The sequence below is a fragment of the Terriglobia bacterium genome (genome assembly GCA_020072785.1).
Classification (GTDB): Bacteria; Acidobacteriota; Terriglobia; order Acidiferrales; family UBA7541; genus Acidiferrum.
In genome coordinates this window covers 227,788-243,901 of the sequence record JAIQGG010000004.1, presented here as the reverse complement: position 1 = coordinate 243,901, position 16,114 = coordinate 227,788, and the positions used below count along the sequence as shown (strand labels likewise).

The window sequence follows — 16,114 nt, the reverse complement described above, 5'->3', positions numbered from 1 at the left end:
AGATTCCTCGTTCCGCAAAACCATCCGGAACGCACAGAACGCGCTTTGAGAGATGACGGTTCCAGATTAGTTGTCACACGGTTGACGAAACAGCGTCTATCCCGGGGGCCAGCGGAAGGGACGGCCGCCGAGCAGGTGCAGGTGCAGATGAAAGACGGACTGGCCGGCGAGGGCGCCGGTGTTGAACACGGTGCGGTAGCCGGGCTGCAGATTGCGGGCGCGGGCGAGCTGCGCGGCGACGAGGAGAAGCTTGCCGATCACGGCCTGATCGGCGGGCTGGGCCGCGTCGAGCGAGGCGAAATGCTTGCGCGGGCAGACGAGAATGTGGGTGGGAGCCTGGGGGTTGATGTCCTCGAAGGCGAAGAGATCGGCGTCCTCAAAGACGAGCTTGGCGGGGATCTGCTTCGCCGCGATCTTGCAGAACAGGCAATTCTCGCTCACGGGGTTCCTCCTGGGGCAGCGGTTTCATCCAGGCGAATGACGAACGGCGTGAAACCTTCCCTGGCGCGCAGCGATTCGCCGAGCTGGCGCGCGGCCTCTTCGTCCTTGCTGCGGCCGACGCGCACGCGGTAGAAGAGACCATCGGGTGAATCATAGGACTGGATGAAGATGGGCGAATAGGCAGCGCTCAGGCGATCACGGAGGCGCTCGGCGTTGCTGCGGTCGCGGAAGGCGCCGACCTGCACGGTGAAGAAGCCGAGGGAAGGATCGGGGCCGGAAAGGACTTCGAGGCGCACGGGGACGACGCCGGCGCCGACCATGTCCAGCTCGCGGGCGGCGGCGAGGGAGAGATCGATGATGCGGTTCTCGACGAAGGGACCGCGGTCGGTGACGCGCACGGTGGCGCTGCGGCCGTTGCTGAGATTGGTGACGCGCAGCATGGTATCGAAAGGCAGGGTGCGGTGCGCGGCGGTCATGCGGTTCATGTCGTAGATTTCGCCGTTGGAGGCACGGCGGCCGTCGAAGGGCACGCCGTACCAGGAGGCGTTGCCTTCTTCTGTATGCGTGACCGCGAGGCGGTCAACGACATGGCCGGCGGGGGCCGGGGCGGCGGGCGTCCGCGCGGGCCGCTTGGCCGAGGGCGCGGCGGCGGGCGCGCTGTTTTCCGGCGGCGCGGGCGCCGGAGCGAGAGGAGGAGGCTGCCGGCGATCAACGACGGGGCGGCGCGAGCCGCAGCCGGAGAAAAGAGAAACACAGAGCGCACATAGGACACAGAGAAAAGAAAGAGCGGAGAGAGAGCCTCCCGGGCGGAGAAGCTGCGCCGCGCGGAAGGACCCGGGCTGTGGGGGCTGGTAAGACCGCCGGAACGGCCGGGCGGTCACTGGGAGTCCTGGTTCATGAGCGCGGGCGGCGCGAGGCCACATGGGACTCCAGTTTGCTCGCGGCGGCATTGAGCGTTTGCGAAAGTTCGCGGAAAAATTCCGCGGTGCGGCGTTCGGCTTCGGGGGCGAGTTGGTCTTCGAGGAAATGGCGCAGACGGTTCAACTCATCGTCGAGGCGCTGGCCGATCTGAGTAAATTTGTCCATGAGTGAGACGCACCGCAGACGCCCGGGGCGATTCCGGTATTATAGGAATGCGCAGGACGGGCCGCAAGGAGGACGATTGGCACTTCCCTATCGCTGGCAATGGCGAATCGAACGATGGAAGAGCGCGTTGCGCGGATTTTTCGGCGGCGGCGAACAGCAGCCGCGGCCGAAAGTGTGCCCGGCCTGCGGAGCGCTGGTGGGCATCACGGCGACGCGCTGCCACGAATGCGGCAGCGGGATCAATTTTTCGATGGCCGCGGCAAGCCGCAAGCTTGCCGGCTTCTTCGGGGGGCGCGCGCCGGTCACCTCCGTGCTGCTGATCGTAAATATCCTGCTCTATGGGATCAGCCTGGCGATGACGGCGCAGGCGGGCGGGGGCTTCAGCCTGTTCGGGGGGATCAGCGGGCAGGCGCTGAATACGCTGGGGGCCAGCCGGATCGACCTGATCCTGCAGGGGCAGTGGTTCCGGCTGGTGACGGCGATGTTTCTGCACGGGAGCCTGATCCACATCGGGTCCAACATGATGGTGCTGCTGGACATCGGGCCGACGCTGGAGGAGCTCTACGGTTCACCGCGCTACCTGTTTCTCTACGTGTTCACGGGAATATTCAGTTTCATGGTGAGCGCGCTGTTCGGGCATCTGGCGGTGGGAGCCAGCGGAGCGCTGATGGGGCTGATCGGGCTGATGCTGGCGATCACCACGAAACGCGGGGGAGTGCATATGAAGGTGATGCGCTCGCGGCTGCTGACCTGGGTGGTCATCATCTTCCTGATCGGATTCTCGCTGCCGGGGGTGGACAACGCGGCGCACTTCGGAGGGCTGGCCGCGGGCTTCGTACTGGGGAAACTGTTCGCGGACCGCGAGCCGCTGGCCGGAGCCGAGTGGCAGAGGGCGCAGGCGCTGGGGTGGCTCGCAGGACTGATCGTGGTGGGCAGCTTCGCGATGATGCTGAAGCAGTTTGTGAAGATTTAACAGCGTGCGGAAAAAGTCCTGCCGGCTGTGCTCCGGAGCGCGGCAAAGCGAAGGGGGCGGCCCGGGTGCTCAGGCGACGTGCAGGCGGCGGGCGATCACAAAGCTGTAGTGAAAGCCGGAGAGCACGGTGAAGCCAGCGACGACGTAGATGAGCGGGTGCTGAATAGTCTCCAGCCAGGCGGCGTGGAAGGCCGCGGCGGCAATCACGGTGAAGACCAGCAGGATCTGAACCGTGGTGGTGAGCTTGCCGTAAATGCTGGGCGGAAACGGGCGGTAGCCGGAGATAAGCAGAATGACCGCGGCGACCATGAGCATAAGGACGTCCCGGCTGAGGATGAGAATGGTCAGCCACCAGGCAATCTTGTGTTTGAAGGCCAGGATGACGAAGGAAGAGGAGAGCATCAGCTTGTCGGCAATGGGATCGAGATAGGCGCCGAGCTCCGACTTCTGATTGAGGCGCCGCGCCAGCAGACCGTCAACGCCGTCCGAGAGACCCGCCAGAACCAGCACGCCCAGAGCCCAGCCGTAGCGCTCATAGAAAATCAGAATGAGGAAGCCCGGCAGGAAGCCGAGGCGCAACAGCGTAATCTGATTGGGGACCGTCCAGATCCGGCCAGACATTTGCAGAAATTGTAACGCAGTTCAGGCGAACTGGGCCAGATAATCGGCCAGGGTGCGGCCGGCCTTGCGCGCAAAGAGCTCGGCCATGGAAGGGATAGCGCCGGAGGGCTCGTCGAGGGCGATGCGCTCGATGCGGTTCATGGGGAAAAAGAGAGTGGGCAGGCCGGTGCGCTCGCCGTCGGGGTCGCTGGTCTGGCGGACGAAATGGTCGAAGGAGTTCAGGTCGATGCCGCGGATGGTGATGCCGGAAGGCTGAATGGAGAGCAACTCGCCCCAGATCTTCTCCTTGGGGTTGTGGAGACTGACGACAACGATGGAAGGGATGTCCATGGGCGGCCTGGGTGTGCTCCTCGTTCCGAGACTAGCGCAGTTTCGTCATTTTGCGGCTTGCGGGTGAAGAAAGAGTGAATAGCGGGCCGTGGCGGAAAGCGAGAGGCACCGCGTCGCGTCAGACGGGCATGGGCTGGGGGCCGCCGGGGGGCAGCAGGAGCTGCGGTTCGGTGAGCGACTGGACCTGGGCGAGGGTGGCGTCGGGGGCCAGTTCGCGGAGGAGCAGGCCCTCCGGGGTGACGTCGATCAGGGCCAGCTCGGTGACGATGTGGTCGACGACCTCCACGCCGGTGAGCGGGAGGGTGCAGTGCTTGAGGATTTTGGGCTTGTTGTCGCGCGTGGCGTGCTCCATGGCGATGAAGACGCGCTTGGCGCCGGCGACGAGATCCATGGCCCCGCCCATGCCCTTGAGCATTTTGCCGGGGATGGCCCAGTTGGCGAGGGTGCCCTTTTCGTCCACCTGCAGGGCGCCGAGGACGGTGAGGTCCACGTGGCCGCCGCGAATCATGGCGAAGGAGTCGGCGCTGGAGAAATAGCAGGAGCCGGAAATCTCCGAGACGGTTTCTTTGCCCGCGTTGATGAGATCGGGATCCACTTCGGCGTCGAGCGGATAGGGGCCTACGCCGAGCATGCCGTTTTCCGATTGCAGGACGACGTCCATGCCCGCGGGGATGTAGTTGGCAACGAGGGTGGGCATGCCGATGCCGAGATTGACGTAGTAGCCGTCGCGCAGCTCGCGAGCGATGCGGCGGGCGATGCGTTCGCGTTTTTGATCCTCAGTGAGCGGCATGGGGATTACTCCGAGTTTTCAGTTGTCAGTTTACAGTTCACAGTAAGAGAAAAACAGCTGCGAATGAAACGTCCATGCGGCGCTGACGCTGGCACAGATGGAAGCCTGTGCTCCTGCTGGCCACCGCTAGAACCAGCGGACGGGGCAAGCCCCGCCCCTACAGAATCAGGCCTTGCGCGTGGTGCGGCGCTCGATGCGCTTTTCGTAGCGCGGGCCCTGAAAAATGGCGTCCACGAAAATGCCGGGTGTGTGCACCTGGTCGGGGTCGAGCTCGCCGTTGTCCACGAGCTGCTCGACTTCGGCGATGACGTAGTCCGCGGCGGTGGCCATCATGGGATTGAAGTTGCGCGCGGTCTTGCGGTAGACGAGGTTGCCCCAGCGATCGCCCTTCCAGGCCTTGACGAAGGCAAAGTTGCCGCGCAGGGCGCGCTCGAGGATGTATTTGCGGCCGTCGAATTCGCGCACTTCCTTGCCTTCGGCGACCATGGTGCCGTAGCCAGTGGGCGTGTAGAAGCCGGGGATGCCCGCGCCGCCGGCGCGCAGGCGCTCGGCCAGGGTTCCCTGGGGGTTCAGCTCCACCTGCAGCTCGCCGCTGAGGACCAGTTGCTCGAAAAGTTTGTTCTCGCCGACGTACGTGGAGATCATCTTCTTGACCTGACGGGTCTGCAGAAGCAGGCCGATGCCGAAATCGTCCACGCCGGCGTTGTTGGAGACGATGGTGAGGTCCTTGGCGCCCTTGCGGCGCACGGCGGCGATGAGATTTTCGGGGATGCCGCAGAGGCCGAAGCCGCCCATGAGGATGGTGGCGCCGTCCGTGAGCTTGGCGATGGCGGCGTCGGCGGAGGCTACGCGTTTGTCCATGGAATCTCCCGCACCAGGAACGTGTACGGTGCAGTTTACTTCAAATCGCGGAGGAGTTTGTAGAGTTCGTTGGCGGCGTCGAAATCGGCTTCGAGTTCCCGGGAGGAAAGTTTTTCGCGCAGGTCCTCGATGTGGCGGGCATAGACGGCCAGGGCGGCGGAGAGAAAATCGCGGTTGGTGAGGAGAATGTCGCGCCAGGTGGAGTAAGGACTGCCGGCCAGGCGGAGGGAGTCGCGCAGGCCGGAGCCCGCGAGGGTGATGGGCAGGCCGGTTTCATCGATCTGCCCGTGAAGAAACGATCCCAGGGCCACGGCGGCGAGTTGCGGCAGGTGCGAGACCATGCCCACCGCCCAATCGTGCTTCTGCGCGCCGATCCACAGGGGGCGCGCGCCGAGACGCTCCAGCAGAGCGGCGAACGCCCGCGCGCGGGGCGCGTCGCGCAATTCTCCTTCGCCAATCAACGCGTAGGTGGCGTCGCGAAAGAGTTCCGCATCCGCATGGGCCACGCCGGAGAGCTCCTTGCCGGCCATGGGATGGCCGGGCAGCAGCAGGAGGCCGTCGCCGGGGTTGGCGGCGAAGACTTCGGTGGCGCGCTGGCAGATGCGCATCTTGGTGCTGCAGGCGTCGGTGAGCAAAGCGCCCGGCGGGGCGTGGCGCACGATCTCCGGGAGGAGATCAATGGTGACGCCGATGGGCAGGGCGATGTAGATGAGATCGGAGCCGGCCAGAGCGGGAGCCAGCTCGCCGGAGTAGGCTTCCTGAACCGCGCCGCGCGCCAGCGCTGCGCGCACGGCTGCTTCGCGGTCCCAGCCGGCCACGCGGATTTCCGGGGCATACTTGCGCAGGGCCAGGCCGAAGGAGCCGCCGATCAGACCGGTGCCGAGGATGACGGCGTTTCGGAAAGTGGCGGTAGGAGGCATGGGTCAGGCCATCCGGCGGCCGATGGCCGGGGCGATGATGCGCAGTTCGCCCATGAGCTGTGCGAACTGCTCGGGAAAGAGGGACTGCGCGCCGTCGGAGAGGGCGTGGTCGGGATCGTTGTGGACTTCGATGAGCAGGCCATCGGCACCGGCGGCCACAGCGGCACGAGCCATGGGGGCGACCTTGTCGCGGCGGCCGGTGCCGTGGGAGGGATCGGCCATCATGGGGAGGTGCGAGAGCTTCTTGATGACGGGAATGGCGGCGATGTCGAAGGTGTTGCGGGTGTAGGTTTCGAAGGTGCGGATGCCGCGCTCGCAGAGGACGACATTGAAATTACCGCCGGAGAGAATGTACTCGGCGCTGAGCAGCAGTTCTTCCATGGTGGCGGACATGCCGCGCTTGAGGAGCACGGGCTTTTTGAGTTCGCCGAGGGCGCGGAGGAGATGGTAGTTCTGCATGTTGCGCGCGCCGACCTGGAACATGTCCACGTAGCCGAGCATCATCTGAATCTGCGACGGGTCCATCACCTCGCTGACGGTGCAGAGACCGAACTTGTCGGCGGCTTCGCGCATCAGCTGCAAGCCCTTTTCGCCGAGGCCCTGGAAGGCGTAGGGCGAGGTGCGCGGCTTGAAGGCGCCGGCGCGGAGAATTTTGGCGCCAGCTTTGGCGACGCTTTCGGCGACGGCGTGAATCTGCTCGCGGGATTCGACCGAGCAGGGCCCGGCGGCCACGACGACATCGTTGCCGCCGATGCGCACACCGCGGCCGAGATCCACGATGGTGCCTTCGGGGCGGAACTGGCGGCTGGCCAGCTTGAAGGGCTGGGTGATGCGCATGACTTCGCGCACGCCTTCGAGCAGCTCGAAGTCGCGGTGATCGAAGTCGCGGTGCACGCCGACCGCGCCGAGAACCGTGTGGGATTCCCCGGTGGAGCGATGGACGTTGAAGCCGGCGGCGACGAGCCGGTCGATTACGTTCTGAATCTGGGCGTCGGTCGCCCCCTCTTGCATGACGATGACCATGAACCTTCCCTGTTCTCCGGCCTCAGTGCCCGGTAGGCCGGGTGGGGTCGGAATCTTTTTCCGGAGCGCCTTCCGGATGCATCGCGGCGCGCTCGGCGGAGCGGGCCTCGTCGATGATGCGCTCGAAGAGGCGGCGGATGGCCTGGTTCGAGAGCGGGCCGGAATTGGCATGTTCCGCCGCGGCCAGCACTTCCCTTTCGCGGTCCGGCTGGTAGAGCGGGAGGTTTTCCCGCTGCTTCTGGCGGCCGATCTCGATGGCGCAGCGCGAGCGCTCGTTCAGCAGAGCGACGAGCTGCCGGTCGATCTCATCGATTCTGCGGCGCCAATCCTCGATGCTCATGATGCGTTTTCCCTGCGGCTGAGTCCGCGGCGCGCGGCGTCTTTCAACGCGCGCAGGCGCCCGGCGAGCGCCGCGGCCGCGGCTTCCGGCGTGGCGGCCTTCTCGATCTCCGCGACCAGCGCCGAACCGACGACGGCGGCATCCGCGAGGCCGCCCAGAACCGAAACGTGGCCGGGCAGCGAGACCCCGAAGCCGATGGCGATGGGCAGCGGCGAAACCGCGCGCAGGCGGCGCACCAGCGCCGGCAAATCTTCCAGGAGGGCCTCCTGCGCTCCGGTGACGCCGGTGCGCGAAATCAGGTAGAGGAAGCCGGAGGTGCACGCGGCGATCTTGGCCAGACGTTCGTCGGTGGAGGTGGGCGCGGCGAGGAAGATGGTGTCCAGGCCGCGCGCGGCGAGGATGCGGCGGTAGTCGGCGGACTCTTCCGGGGTGAGGTCGGTGACGAGGACGCCGTCGGCGCCGGCGCTGGCGGCCGCTGCCGCAAATTTTTCGAGGCCCATCTGCAGGATGGGATTGTAGTAGCTGAAGAGCACCAGAGGAACTTCGCAGGTTTGGCGGATGCGGCGGACGAGTTCGAGGACACCGGCGAGGGTCGCGCCACCCTTGAGGGCGCGGTCGCTGGCGCGCTGGATGGTCGGGCCGTCGGCGACGGGATCGCTGAAGGGCACGCCCAGTTCGATGACGTCGGCGCCGGCCTCGGCCAGGGCCAGGACGTAGCGGAGCGTGGCGTCGAGCGAAGGATCGCCGGCGGTGATGTAGGCGACGAGGCCCATTTCGCCGCGGGCGCGGAGTTCGGCGAAGCGTTTTGCAATGCGCGTCGTTTTGGAGTTGGCAGTGGTCATCGGGATGCGCCGCCGGCTAGAGCAGCCGGGCGTAGGTGTCCATGTCCTTGTCACCGCGGCCGGAGATATTCACGATGACCAGATCGTCCTTGGAAAAGTTCGGTAGGCGCTCGATCAGGCCGGCGAGGGCGTGGGCGCTTTCGAGCGCGGGGATGATGCCTTCGAGGCGCGCGAGGAGCTTGGCGGCGGCGAGGGCCTGGGTGTCGCTGACGGCAAAGTATTCGGCGCGCTTCTGGTCGGCGAGCCAGGCGTGCTCGGGGCCGATGGCCGGGTAGTCGAGGCCTGCGGAAACGGAATGGGTCGCGGCGATCTGGCCGTCGGCGGTCTGCAGGACGTAGGTGTAGGTGCCCTGGAGCACGCCGGGGCGCGCGCCGGAGTAGCCCTGCGCGGCGGCCAGCCGCGCGGCATGCTCGCCGAGCTGGCTGCCGCGGCCGCCGGCTTCGACGCCGACCAGCTTGATGGCGCGGTCAGCAAGAAATTCGTGGAAGAGGCCGATGGCGTTGGAGCCGCCGCCAACGCAGGCGTAGAGATGCGTGGGCAGGCGCTTTTCCGCGTCCAGGATCTGCTGTTTGGCCTCGCGCCCGATGACCGCGTGGAAATCGCGCACCATGGTGGGATAGGGATGCGCGCCGAGGACCGAGCCGAGGAGATAGTGGGTGGTGCGAACGTTGGTGACCCAGTCGCGCATGGCTTCGTTGATGGCGTCTTTCAGCGTGCGGCTGCCGGATTCCACGCCGATGACTTCCGCGCCGAGCATGCGCATGCGGGCGACGTTGAGCGCCTGGCGGGCCATGTCCTCCGTGCCCATGTAGACGGTGCACTGCAGTCCCAACTTCGCGGCGACGGTGGCGGAAGCGACGCCGTGCTGGCCCGCCCCGGTCTCCGCGACGATGCGCGGCTTGCCCATGCGCACGGCGAGCAGGCCCTGGCCGATGGCGTTGTTGATCTTGTGCGCGCCGGTGTGCAGCAGGTCTTCGCGCTTGAGATAGATCTTGGGACCACCGAGGTGCGCAGAGAGGCGCCCGGCATGCTGCAGCGGAGTGGGCCGCCCGGCAAAATTCTTCAGCAGGGATGCGAATTCGGCGCGGAAGGCCGGATCGGCTTTCGCGGCTTCATAGGCGCGCTCCAGCTCTTCGAGCGGGGCCATCAGCGTTTCCGGGACGTAGCGCCCTCCGTAGGGACCGAAGCGTCCGGGGACAGCGGCAGCGGGCTGGGTCAAAGAGCTCATCGGGTTTAGCGCTTCTCCGTTTTTGCGGCGAGTTCGCGGCTGGCGCGCTGCACTTCCGCGAAGAAGGCGCGCAACTTGCCGGGGTCTTTCCTGCCGGGCCGCGATTCGACGCCGCTCGCGACGTCCACGGCATAGGGGCGGACGCGGCGAATGGCCTCGGCGACGTTTTCCGGCGTCAAGCCACCTGCCAAAATGATACGGCGTGAGCGCGCTGCCTGGCCAGCCAGGGCCCAGTCGGTGGTCTGTCCCGTACCGCCATATTGGCCTGCCCGGGCGGCGTCGAAGAGAAAGGCCGCGGCGGCGGAGTAGCGGCGCAGGGCGGCCAGGGAGAAGCCGGGACCCACGCGGAAGGCCTTGATGACGCGGCGGCGGCGCGCGCAGGCGGCCACGTCGCGCGGCGTTTCGTCGCCGTGCAACTGTACGGAGGTGAGTTGCAGGGCGTCGGCGAGCGAGAGCACGGCGCCGGGTGTCCAGTTGACGAAGACGCCGACCGGCTCGACGAAGGGCGGCAGGCGGCGCAGGATTTTCCAGGCTGCGGCGGGAGAGACGGCGCGCGGGCTGGGCTCGTAAAAATTGAAGCCCAGGGCGGCGGCGCCGGCGTCGCAAGCGGCGCGGGCGTCGGGCCAGTTAGTGATGCCGCAGATTTTGACGCGTACCATGGCGAAGCTCACGGAGCGCCTGCCGGGCCGAGTAAGGCGGCCAGAGCGGCGCCGGGATCGGCGGCCTGCATGAGGGATTCGCCGATAAGAAAGGCGTCAAAGCCGGCGGCGCGGAGGCGGCAGAGGTCGCCGTGGGAGCGCAGACCGGATTCGCTGACGGCGATGCACTCGTCGGGAATCTGCGCGACCAGCTCGAACGAGGTTTCCGGGCGCACTTGCAGGGTTTTAAGGTTGCGGTTGTTCACGCCGAGGATGCGCGCGCCGGCAGCGAGGGCGCGCTGCAATTCTTCAAAGGTGTGCACCTCGACGAGCGGCTCCATGGCCAACTCGCGGCCGAGGGCCAGCAATTCGCGCAGTTGGGCGTCGCCGAGCGCGGCTACGATCAGCAGGAAGCTGTCGGCATCGTTGGCGCGGCTCTCCCACACCTGCCAGGGGTCGAAGATGAAGTCCTTGCGCAGCACGGGGAGCGCGGTGTTCTTGCGGGCCTCGCGGAGATTCTGGAGCGAGCCGTGAAAGAACTCTTCTTCGGTGAGGACGGAGAGGGCGGCGGCGCCGGCGGCTTCCAGGACGCGGGCGAGGGCCACGGCGTCGAAATTTTCACGGATCACACCGCGCGAGGGCGAGGCGGGCTTGAGCTCGGCGATGACGTTCAGGCCGGGGCGGGCGAGCGCCGCCGGGAAGTCGCGGACGGCGAGGCCGTGCTTGACGCCGTACTTCAGCGCGGTCTCGGGCAGCACCTTCTTGCGGTGCGCGACGGCTGCGCGCCGTGCGTCGAGGATGCGGTCCAGCACCGTGCCTGTGTTCGCAGGAGTCATTGGGAGCGTGAACAGTTATGCTAGGAGGCGCGCAGGAACCTGTCAAATAGAGAACGCAGGGAGGGTGGCCGGCGCGAGGTCCCCGCAAAGGAGAGGCGATGGGCTACCGGGAAGAGTACGGCGCGCTGCTGGAGAGGATTGCCGGAGACGCCGAGCGCATCGCCATGCTGTACTTCCGCAGCGATGCCATGCGCATCGAGCGCAAAGGGGACGGGTCGGCAGTGACGCAGGCGGACCGCGCCATCGAGGAGATGGCCCGGGCGGAAGTGGCGACGAGCGGGGCCGCGCTGGACGTACTGGGAGAAGAGCTGGGCGGGGAGGCCAAAGCGCTGGGGGAGACCGGGCGGCCGCGGCTGATCATCGATCCGATCGACGGCACCGAGGAATTCTCCCGCGGCATACCGACGTTCGGGACGCTGCTGGCGATCGAGCAGGACGGCGAGATTGTGGCGAGCATGGTGTGCGCGCCGGCGCTGGGAGTGCGCTGGTGCGCGTATCGCGGGCAGGGAGCGTGGCGGGACGGGCGGCCGCTACGCGTTTCGAAGGTGGAGAAACTCAGCGAGGCCATGGTCTTCACCGCGGGGACCGGGCCCGGGAACGATTTCGGGCGGCGGGGCAATATGCGGCGGGTGCAGGACGCGGCGCGGCGCAGCCGGAGCGTGGGCGGATTCTGGCAGCATATGCTGGTGGCGGAAGGCGCGGTGGAAGCGGCCATGGATCTGAAGTCCAGACCGTGGGACCTGGCGCCGTCGATTTTGATCGTGGAAGAGGCCGGCGGACGGTCGACGAACCTGCTGGGGGAGCGCACGATTTATCAGGGGACGTTCTTCAGCTCGAACGGGCTGGTGCACGAAGAGATCCTGGAGTATTTCCGGTAGCGCCACAGGCAAGAAAGCGCTGGCAATGGGGAGAGGCCATGGCCGCTCAATTCGAGGCGAGTTCGGATCGGCGGAGATTCTGCGGCCTCGATGAAAGAGATCGGGGCCGCAGGATGACAGAGTTAGCTAAGGCGAGCTTGGCGTGACAAAAACAGAAACACTGCGCGTGCTGGCGGAAGAGATCGTGGCGTGCCGGAAGTGCGCCCGGCTGGTAGGGTACCGGGAGAAGGTGGCGCGGGAGAAGCGGCGGGCGTACCGCGAGTGGGAGTATTGGGGCAAGCCCGTGCCGGGGTTCGGGGATGCCAAGGCGGAGTTGCTGATTCTGGGGCTGGCTCCGGGAGCGCACGGGGCGAACCGCACGGGCCGGATGTTTACCGGAGACCGCTCGGGGGATTTTCTCTACCAGGCGCTGCACAAGGCGGGGTTCGCGAACCAGCCCACTTCCCTGCACCGCGACGACGGGCTGCGGCTGGAGAATGCCTACATCACAGCAACGATCCGCTGCGCGCCGCCGGGGAACAAGCCGCTGCCGGAGGAGATCGCGCAGTGCCGCGGCTATCTGGAGCGCGAACTGGAACTGCTGCGCCCGCGCGCGGTCCTGGCTCTGGGCGGAATTGCGTGGAACAACTATCTCGACATCCTCAAGCAGCTCGGAAAAATCACTTCGCGGGCCGCATTTCCCTTTTCCCACGGCGCGGAAGCGGAATTGCCCGGCGATTTGCCGCGGCTTTTCGGGGCGTATCATCCCAGCCAGCAGAACACGCAGACCGGGCGACTGACGCCTGCGATGTATGGGCAGGTGCTGCGGAGGATCCGGCACTATCTGCGGTAATGGCGGGTTCCCGACCCGCCGGACAAATTCCGGCTGCCGCTACAAAACCCCACCGACACGGAGCTGCATCCAATCCCCATACTTCTGCCGCAGGCGCCGCGGCTTGGCTTTCCCTGGCGCGCTTGCTAGAGTCACAGACAAGAGGCGAAAGCGGTGAGGAATGCGCATGGGTGAAGAGAACAAGAGCGCGGCACGCGCCGTCGAGGGCCCGGAGCACCGGGAGCGCGTGTTGATCGTCGAGGACGAGGAGAACGCGCGCAAGGGCTACGAGGCCCTGCTGCAACGCTGGGGCTGCGACGTGCTGGGAGTGAGCAACGCGGAAGACGCGCTGGCAAAGTTTTCGGCGTTTCAGCCGGACGCGCTGATCGCCGACGTGGAGCTGCCGGGCATGAACGGCCTGGACCTGCTGCGGCAGCTCGCTCCGGAGCTGCGCGACGTTCCCGCCATCATCATCACCGGCAAAGGCAGCGAAGAGCGGGCCGTGGCGGCCATCGAGGCCGGGGCCTTCTGGTACATCGAAAAGCCGCTGAAAGGCCCGGTGCTGCGGGCGCTGCTGGACCGCGCGCTGGGCAAGGCGCGGGACGCGCGGCAGCTGGTCTCCCTGCAGCGGCAGCTGCGCGAGGCCGGGCGGCTGGGCGAGCTGGTGGGCGCGTCGAAGGCGATGCAGGAGGTCATGCGCATCGTGGAAATGGCCGCGCCGAGTTCGGCCTCGGTGCTGATCACGGGCGAAACGGGCACGGGGAAAGAGATCGTGGCGCGCACGATCCACAAGCTGTCGCCGCGCATGGAGCGGCCGTTTGTGGCCATCAACTGTTCGGCGATCCCGGAATCGCTGATGGAAAGCGAAATCTTCGGGCACGAGCGCGGCGCCTTCACCGGAGCGGCCGAGCGGCGCATCGGCTGCTTCGAGCTGGCCGACGGCGGGACGCTGCTGCTCGACGAAATCGGGGAGATGCCCGCGCCGACGCAGGCCAAGCTGCTGCGGGTGCTGGAGGAGCGCAAGGTGCGGCGGCTGGGGAGCAAGACGGAGACGCCGGTGGACGTGCGGGTGCTGGCGGCCACCAACAAGGATCCGGAACAGGCCGTGGCCAGCGGCAGCCTGCGCCAGGACCTCTATTTCCGGCTGAACGTTTTTCACATTCACCTTCCTCCGCTGCGTGAGCACAAGGAAGACATCGCGCTGCTCGCGGAACATATGCTGCGGGACATCAACGCCAAGCACGGCAAGCACGTGCGGGGAATCGGGGCCGAGGTGCTGGATATTTTTCTGAGCCACACCTGGCCGGGAAACGTCCGCGAGCTGCGCAACGTGCTGGAGCGCGCGGCGATCATGTGCGACCGCGAGCTGATCGGGCGCGCGCATCTTCCCGGGGAATTCGGCAAGGCGGCGGTGAAAAGTTCGGGGGATCTTGCCAGCATGCGCTTCCCGGTGGGCACGACGGTGGACGCGGTGGAGCGCGAACTGATCCTGCAGACGCTGCAGGCCACGGGGAACAACAAGACGCGCGCCGCGGAGTTGCTGGGCATCAGCCTGAAGACGCTGCACAATAAGCTCAAGGAATACGGGAGCGAGCGCGGGGAAACGGAATAAGCGGTAGCGGGGGCGGGCGAAAGGCATGCAGCTACGGCTGCGAACCAAACTGACGCTGATGATGACGAGCATGGTGCTGCTCGTGGTAGCGGTGCTGTGCACGCTGTTCATCGCGCTGCTCACGGAGCAGGTGCTGCGCCAGGCGAACGAACGGGCGCGGGCGGTGGCCCTGCAGACTTTTCTGCAGGCGCAACATGCACTTGCGGACGCCGCCGCGCAAGGGCTGCGGCCGGCCACCGGGAGCGCGGAGGATATCCACGACTACGTGCGCCACGCTTTCGAAGCGCACTCGGGGCTGCGCACGCAGATCGGGGCGGCGCTGGCCTCTTCCTCGGACGTGGACGAAGTCACTATTGCCGACACCCGCGGCGTGGTCTTTGTCTCCAGCGACGCCAACCTGCCGGGCATAATGGTTGCGCGCCGGGCTCCCTTCACGCAACTCCTGAACCAGAATTTTTTCTCGAAACTGCGCGCCATCTACGGCCCGCAACGGCAATATGAAGTGGATTACGCGTTTACCAAGGGCGGCCAGCCGTTCGGCGATGTGCGGGTGCGCATCACCACGGCCTTGCTGCACAACGAGATGACCAAGGATCTGCGGCCGGCCGCGGGGATCGTGCTGGCGGCGCTGCTGCTTTCGACGATGCTGGCGGCGCTGGTCAGCGGCGCGTCGCTGCGGCCGCTGGCGCAGATCTCCGCGCAACTGGACCGCATCTCGGCGGGGCAGTTCGATGCGCCGGGCGCGAATCCGCGGGGGCTGCCGGGAGGCAGCGACGAACTGGGGCAGGTCAGCCGGAAGATCACGCAGGTAGGCCAGCAACTGCGCGGGGTGCACGAAATTTTCAGCACCCTGCGGGAAAACCTCAACCAAGTGATGGCCGGCCTGGAGGACGGGCTGCTGCTGTTCACGCGCGACGCGCGCGCCGTAATGATCAGCCCGGCCGCGGAGAAATTCCTGGCGGCACCGGCCAGCGATCTGCTGGGGCGCCGCGCCGAGGAGATTTTTCCGCCGGAACACCCGCTGCGCAAAGCGCTGCGCCTGGAGGGCGATGAACTGAGCGCGGTGACCGCGGAAACGCAACTGGAGACGCGCGAGGGGCCGAAGCGGGTGGGAGTGAGCGTGCAGGCGATCGAGGAGAATGGCGAGCGCATGGGCGCGCTGGTGACGCTGCGGGACCTCGATTCGCTGGAAAACATCAATACGCAGTTGCAGGTGAGCGAGCGCCTGGCCGCGCTCGGGCGCATCACCGCGGGCGTGGCCCACGAGGTAAAGAACCCGCTGAATTCCATGCGCCTGTGGCTGGAAAACCTGAAGGAAGCGCTGCCCCACGAGCCGGAGGCCGCGCAGCAGGCGGTGCAGGTCCTGGACAAGGAGATCGACCGCCTGGACACGGTGGTGAAGCGCTTTCTCGATTTCACGCGGCCCACCGAAGTGCACCTGGAGCTGACGCAGCTCGCCAAACTGCTGCAGGAAGTACTCGAGGTGGCCAAGCCGCAGCTGCAGAAGGCCAATGTGGGGCTGGCGCAGCTACTGCCCATTGACGTGCCGGAAGTATATGTGGACCGCGCGCTGCTGAAACAGGCGGTGCTGAACCTGGTGCTGAACGGTGTGGAGGCAATGCCGGCAGGCGGGCAACTGCGGCTGGTGCTGAGCCGCCGCGGCGACATGGCCGAGATCTCCGTGAGCGATACCGGCGGAGGCATCCGGCCGGAGGACCGGCAGAAGATCTTTCAGCTGTTCTTCACGACGCGGCCGGGAGGCAGCGGAATCGGACTGGCGAGCACCTTCCGCATTGTGCAGCTTCTCAACGGTTCGATAGACTTTACTTCCGAGGTCGGCCGGGGCACGACGTTCCACATCGATCTGCCGCTGGCCTCTTGAAC

At 66.5% G+C, this 16,114-nt stretch carries 19 protein-coding genes; 5 read left to right on the top strand and 14 right to left on the bottom strand.

What is annotated here, in order from left to right; translation table 11 throughout:
• Positions 1–96: 96 nt before the first annotated feature.
• Genes LAN61_12575 through LAN61_12565 form a run of 3 tightly spaced genes read right to left on the bottom strand, consistent with a single transcriptional unit; the run spans position 97 to position 1,527 of the window.
• A complete protein-coding gene (locus LAN61_12575) occupies positions 97–441 on the bottom strand; it encodes a histidine triad nucleotide-binding protein (protein MBZ5541342.1) in 345 nt (114 codons plus the stop codon).
• Positions 438–1,322: a septal ring lytic transglycosylase RlpA family protein gene (locus tag LAN61_12570; protein ID MBZ5541341.1), complete on the bottom strand. Its 885-nt coding sequence runs from the start codon at positions 1,320–1,322 to the stop codon at positions 438–440. Before LAN61_12570 ends, LAN61_12575 begins: the two co-directional genes overlap by 4 nt.
• Positions 1,323–1,335: 13 nt before the next feature.
• The gene (locus LAN61_12565; GenBank protein ID MBZ5541340.1) at positions 1,336–1,527 is read right to left on the bottom strand and encodes a hypothetical protein; all 192 of its coding nucleotides are present in this window, start codon (positions 1,525–1,527) and stop codon (positions 1,336–1,338) included.
• Between the two features lie 76 nt (positions 1,528–1,603).
• On the opposite strand from LAN61_12565, the gene LAN61_12560 reads away from it, so the two are divergent.
• Positions 1,604–2,500 carry a rhomboid family intramembrane serine protease gene (locus LAN61_12560; GenBank protein MBZ5541339.1) on the top strand — a complete coding sequence of 299 codons (897 nt, stop codon included), beginning with the start codon at positions 1,604–1,606 and terminating at the stop codon, positions 2,498–2,500.
• 69 nt (positions 2,501–2,569) lie between these two features.
• On the opposite strand, the gene LAN61_12555 is transcribed toward LAN61_12560, so the two are convergent.
• From LAN61_12555 to trpC, 11 genes are all read right to left on the bottom strand, one after another.
• Positions 2,570–3,121, bottom strand: coding sequence for a CDP-alcohol phosphatidyltransferase family protein (locus tag LAN61_12555; protein MBZ5541338.1), 552 nt, complete (start codon positions 3,119–3,121; stop codon positions 2,570–2,572).
• A gap of 21 nt (positions 3,122–3,142) precedes the next feature.
• A complete protein-coding gene (locus LAN61_12550; GenBank protein ID MBZ5541337.1) occupies positions 3,143–3,451 on the bottom strand; it encodes a hypothetical protein in 309 nt (102 codons plus the stop codon).
• A 118-nt stretch (positions 3,452–3,569) separates the two neighbouring features.
• Positions 3,570–4,241 (bottom strand): 3-oxoacid CoA-transferase subunit B, encoded by a 672-nt coding sequence (locus tag LAN61_12545; GenBank protein MBZ5541336.1) that lies wholly within the window; start codon positions 4,239–4,241, stop codon positions 3,570–3,572.
• A gap of 165 nt (positions 4,242–4,406) precedes the next feature.
• Entirely contained in the window at positions 4,407–5,102 is a 696-nt protein-coding gene (locus LAN61_12540; GenBank protein ID MBZ5541335.1) for a CoA transferase subunit A, read from the bottom strand.
• A gap of 35 nt (positions 5,103–5,137) precedes the next feature.
• The gene (locus tag LAN61_12535; protein MBZ5541334.1) at positions 5,138–6,022 is read right to left on the bottom strand and encodes a prephenate dehydrogenase; all 885 of its coding nucleotides are present in this window, start codon (positions 6,020–6,022) and stop codon (positions 5,138–5,140) included.
• A 3-nt stretch (positions 6,023–6,025) separates the two neighbouring features.
• Positions 6,026–7,045: a 3-deoxy-7-phosphoheptulonate synthase gene (gene aroF, locus LAN61_12530; protein ID MBZ5541333.1), complete on the bottom strand. Its 1,020-nt coding sequence runs from the start codon at positions 7,043–7,045 to the stop codon at positions 6,026–6,028.
• Between the two features lie 22 nt (positions 7,046–7,067).
• Complete coding sequence (locus LAN61_12525; GenBank protein MBZ5541332.1) at positions 7,068–7,385, bottom strand: chorismate mutase; 318 nt, start codon at positions 7,383–7,385, stop codon at positions 7,068–7,070.
• Positions 7,382–8,227, bottom strand: coding sequence for a tryptophan synthase subunit alpha (gene trpA / locus LAN61_12520; protein MBZ5541331.1), 846 nt, complete (start codon positions 8,225–8,227; stop codon positions 7,382–7,384). Before trpA ends, LAN61_12525 begins: the two co-directional genes overlap by 4 nt.
• Before the next feature lie 16 nt (positions 8,228–8,243).
• Positions 8,244–9,455 carry a tryptophan synthase subunit beta gene (gene trpB / locus LAN61_12515; GenBank protein MBZ5541330.1) on the bottom strand — a complete coding sequence of 404 codons (1,212 nt, stop codon included), beginning with the start codon at positions 9,453–9,455 and terminating at the stop codon, positions 8,244–8,246.
• Between the two features lie 5 nt (positions 9,456–9,460).
• Positions 9,461–10,114 carry a phosphoribosylanthranilate isomerase gene (locus LAN61_12510; protein MBZ5541329.1) on the bottom strand — a complete coding sequence of 218 codons (654 nt, stop codon included), beginning with the start codon at positions 10,112–10,114 and terminating at the stop codon, positions 9,461–9,463.
• Positions 10,115–10,122: 8 nt separating this feature from the next.
• Positions 10,123–10,929 carry an indole-3-glycerol phosphate synthase TrpC gene (gene trpC, locus LAN61_12505; protein MBZ5541328.1) on the bottom strand — a complete coding sequence of 269 codons (807 nt, stop codon included), beginning with the start codon at positions 10,927–10,929 and terminating at the stop codon, positions 10,123–10,125.
• Positions 10,930–11,027: 98 nt separating this feature from the next.
• Between trpC and LAN61_12500 the strand changes: the two genes are divergently transcribed.
• From LAN61_12500 to LAN61_12485, 4 genes are all read left to right on the top strand, one after another.
• The gene (locus LAN61_12500) at positions 11,028–11,807 is read left to right on the top strand and encodes a histidinol-phosphatase (protein ID MBZ5541327.1); all 780 of its coding nucleotides are present in this window, start codon (positions 11,028–11,030) and stop codon (positions 11,805–11,807) included.
• A gap of 142 nt (positions 11,808–11,949) precedes the next feature.
• Positions 11,950–12,639: a uracil-DNA glycosylase gene (locus tag LAN61_12495; GenBank protein ID MBZ5541326.1), complete on the top strand. Its 690-nt coding sequence runs from the start codon at positions 11,950–11,952 to the stop codon at positions 12,637–12,639.
• Between the two features lie 166 nt (positions 12,640–12,805).
• Positions 12,806–14,230 (top strand): sigma-54 dependent transcriptional regulator, encoded by a 1,425-nt coding sequence (locus tag LAN61_12490; GenBank protein MBZ5541325.1) that lies wholly within the window; start codon positions 12,806–12,808, stop codon positions 14,228–14,230.
• A gap of 25 nt (positions 14,231–14,255) precedes the next feature.
• On the top strand, positions 14,256–16,112 hold the full coding sequence (locus LAN61_12485; protein MBZ5541324.1) for a HAMP domain-containing protein: 1,857 nt from the start codon (positions 14,256–14,258) through the stop codon (positions 16,110–16,112).
• The last annotated feature ends 2 nt before the right edge of the window (positions 16,113–16,114 follow it).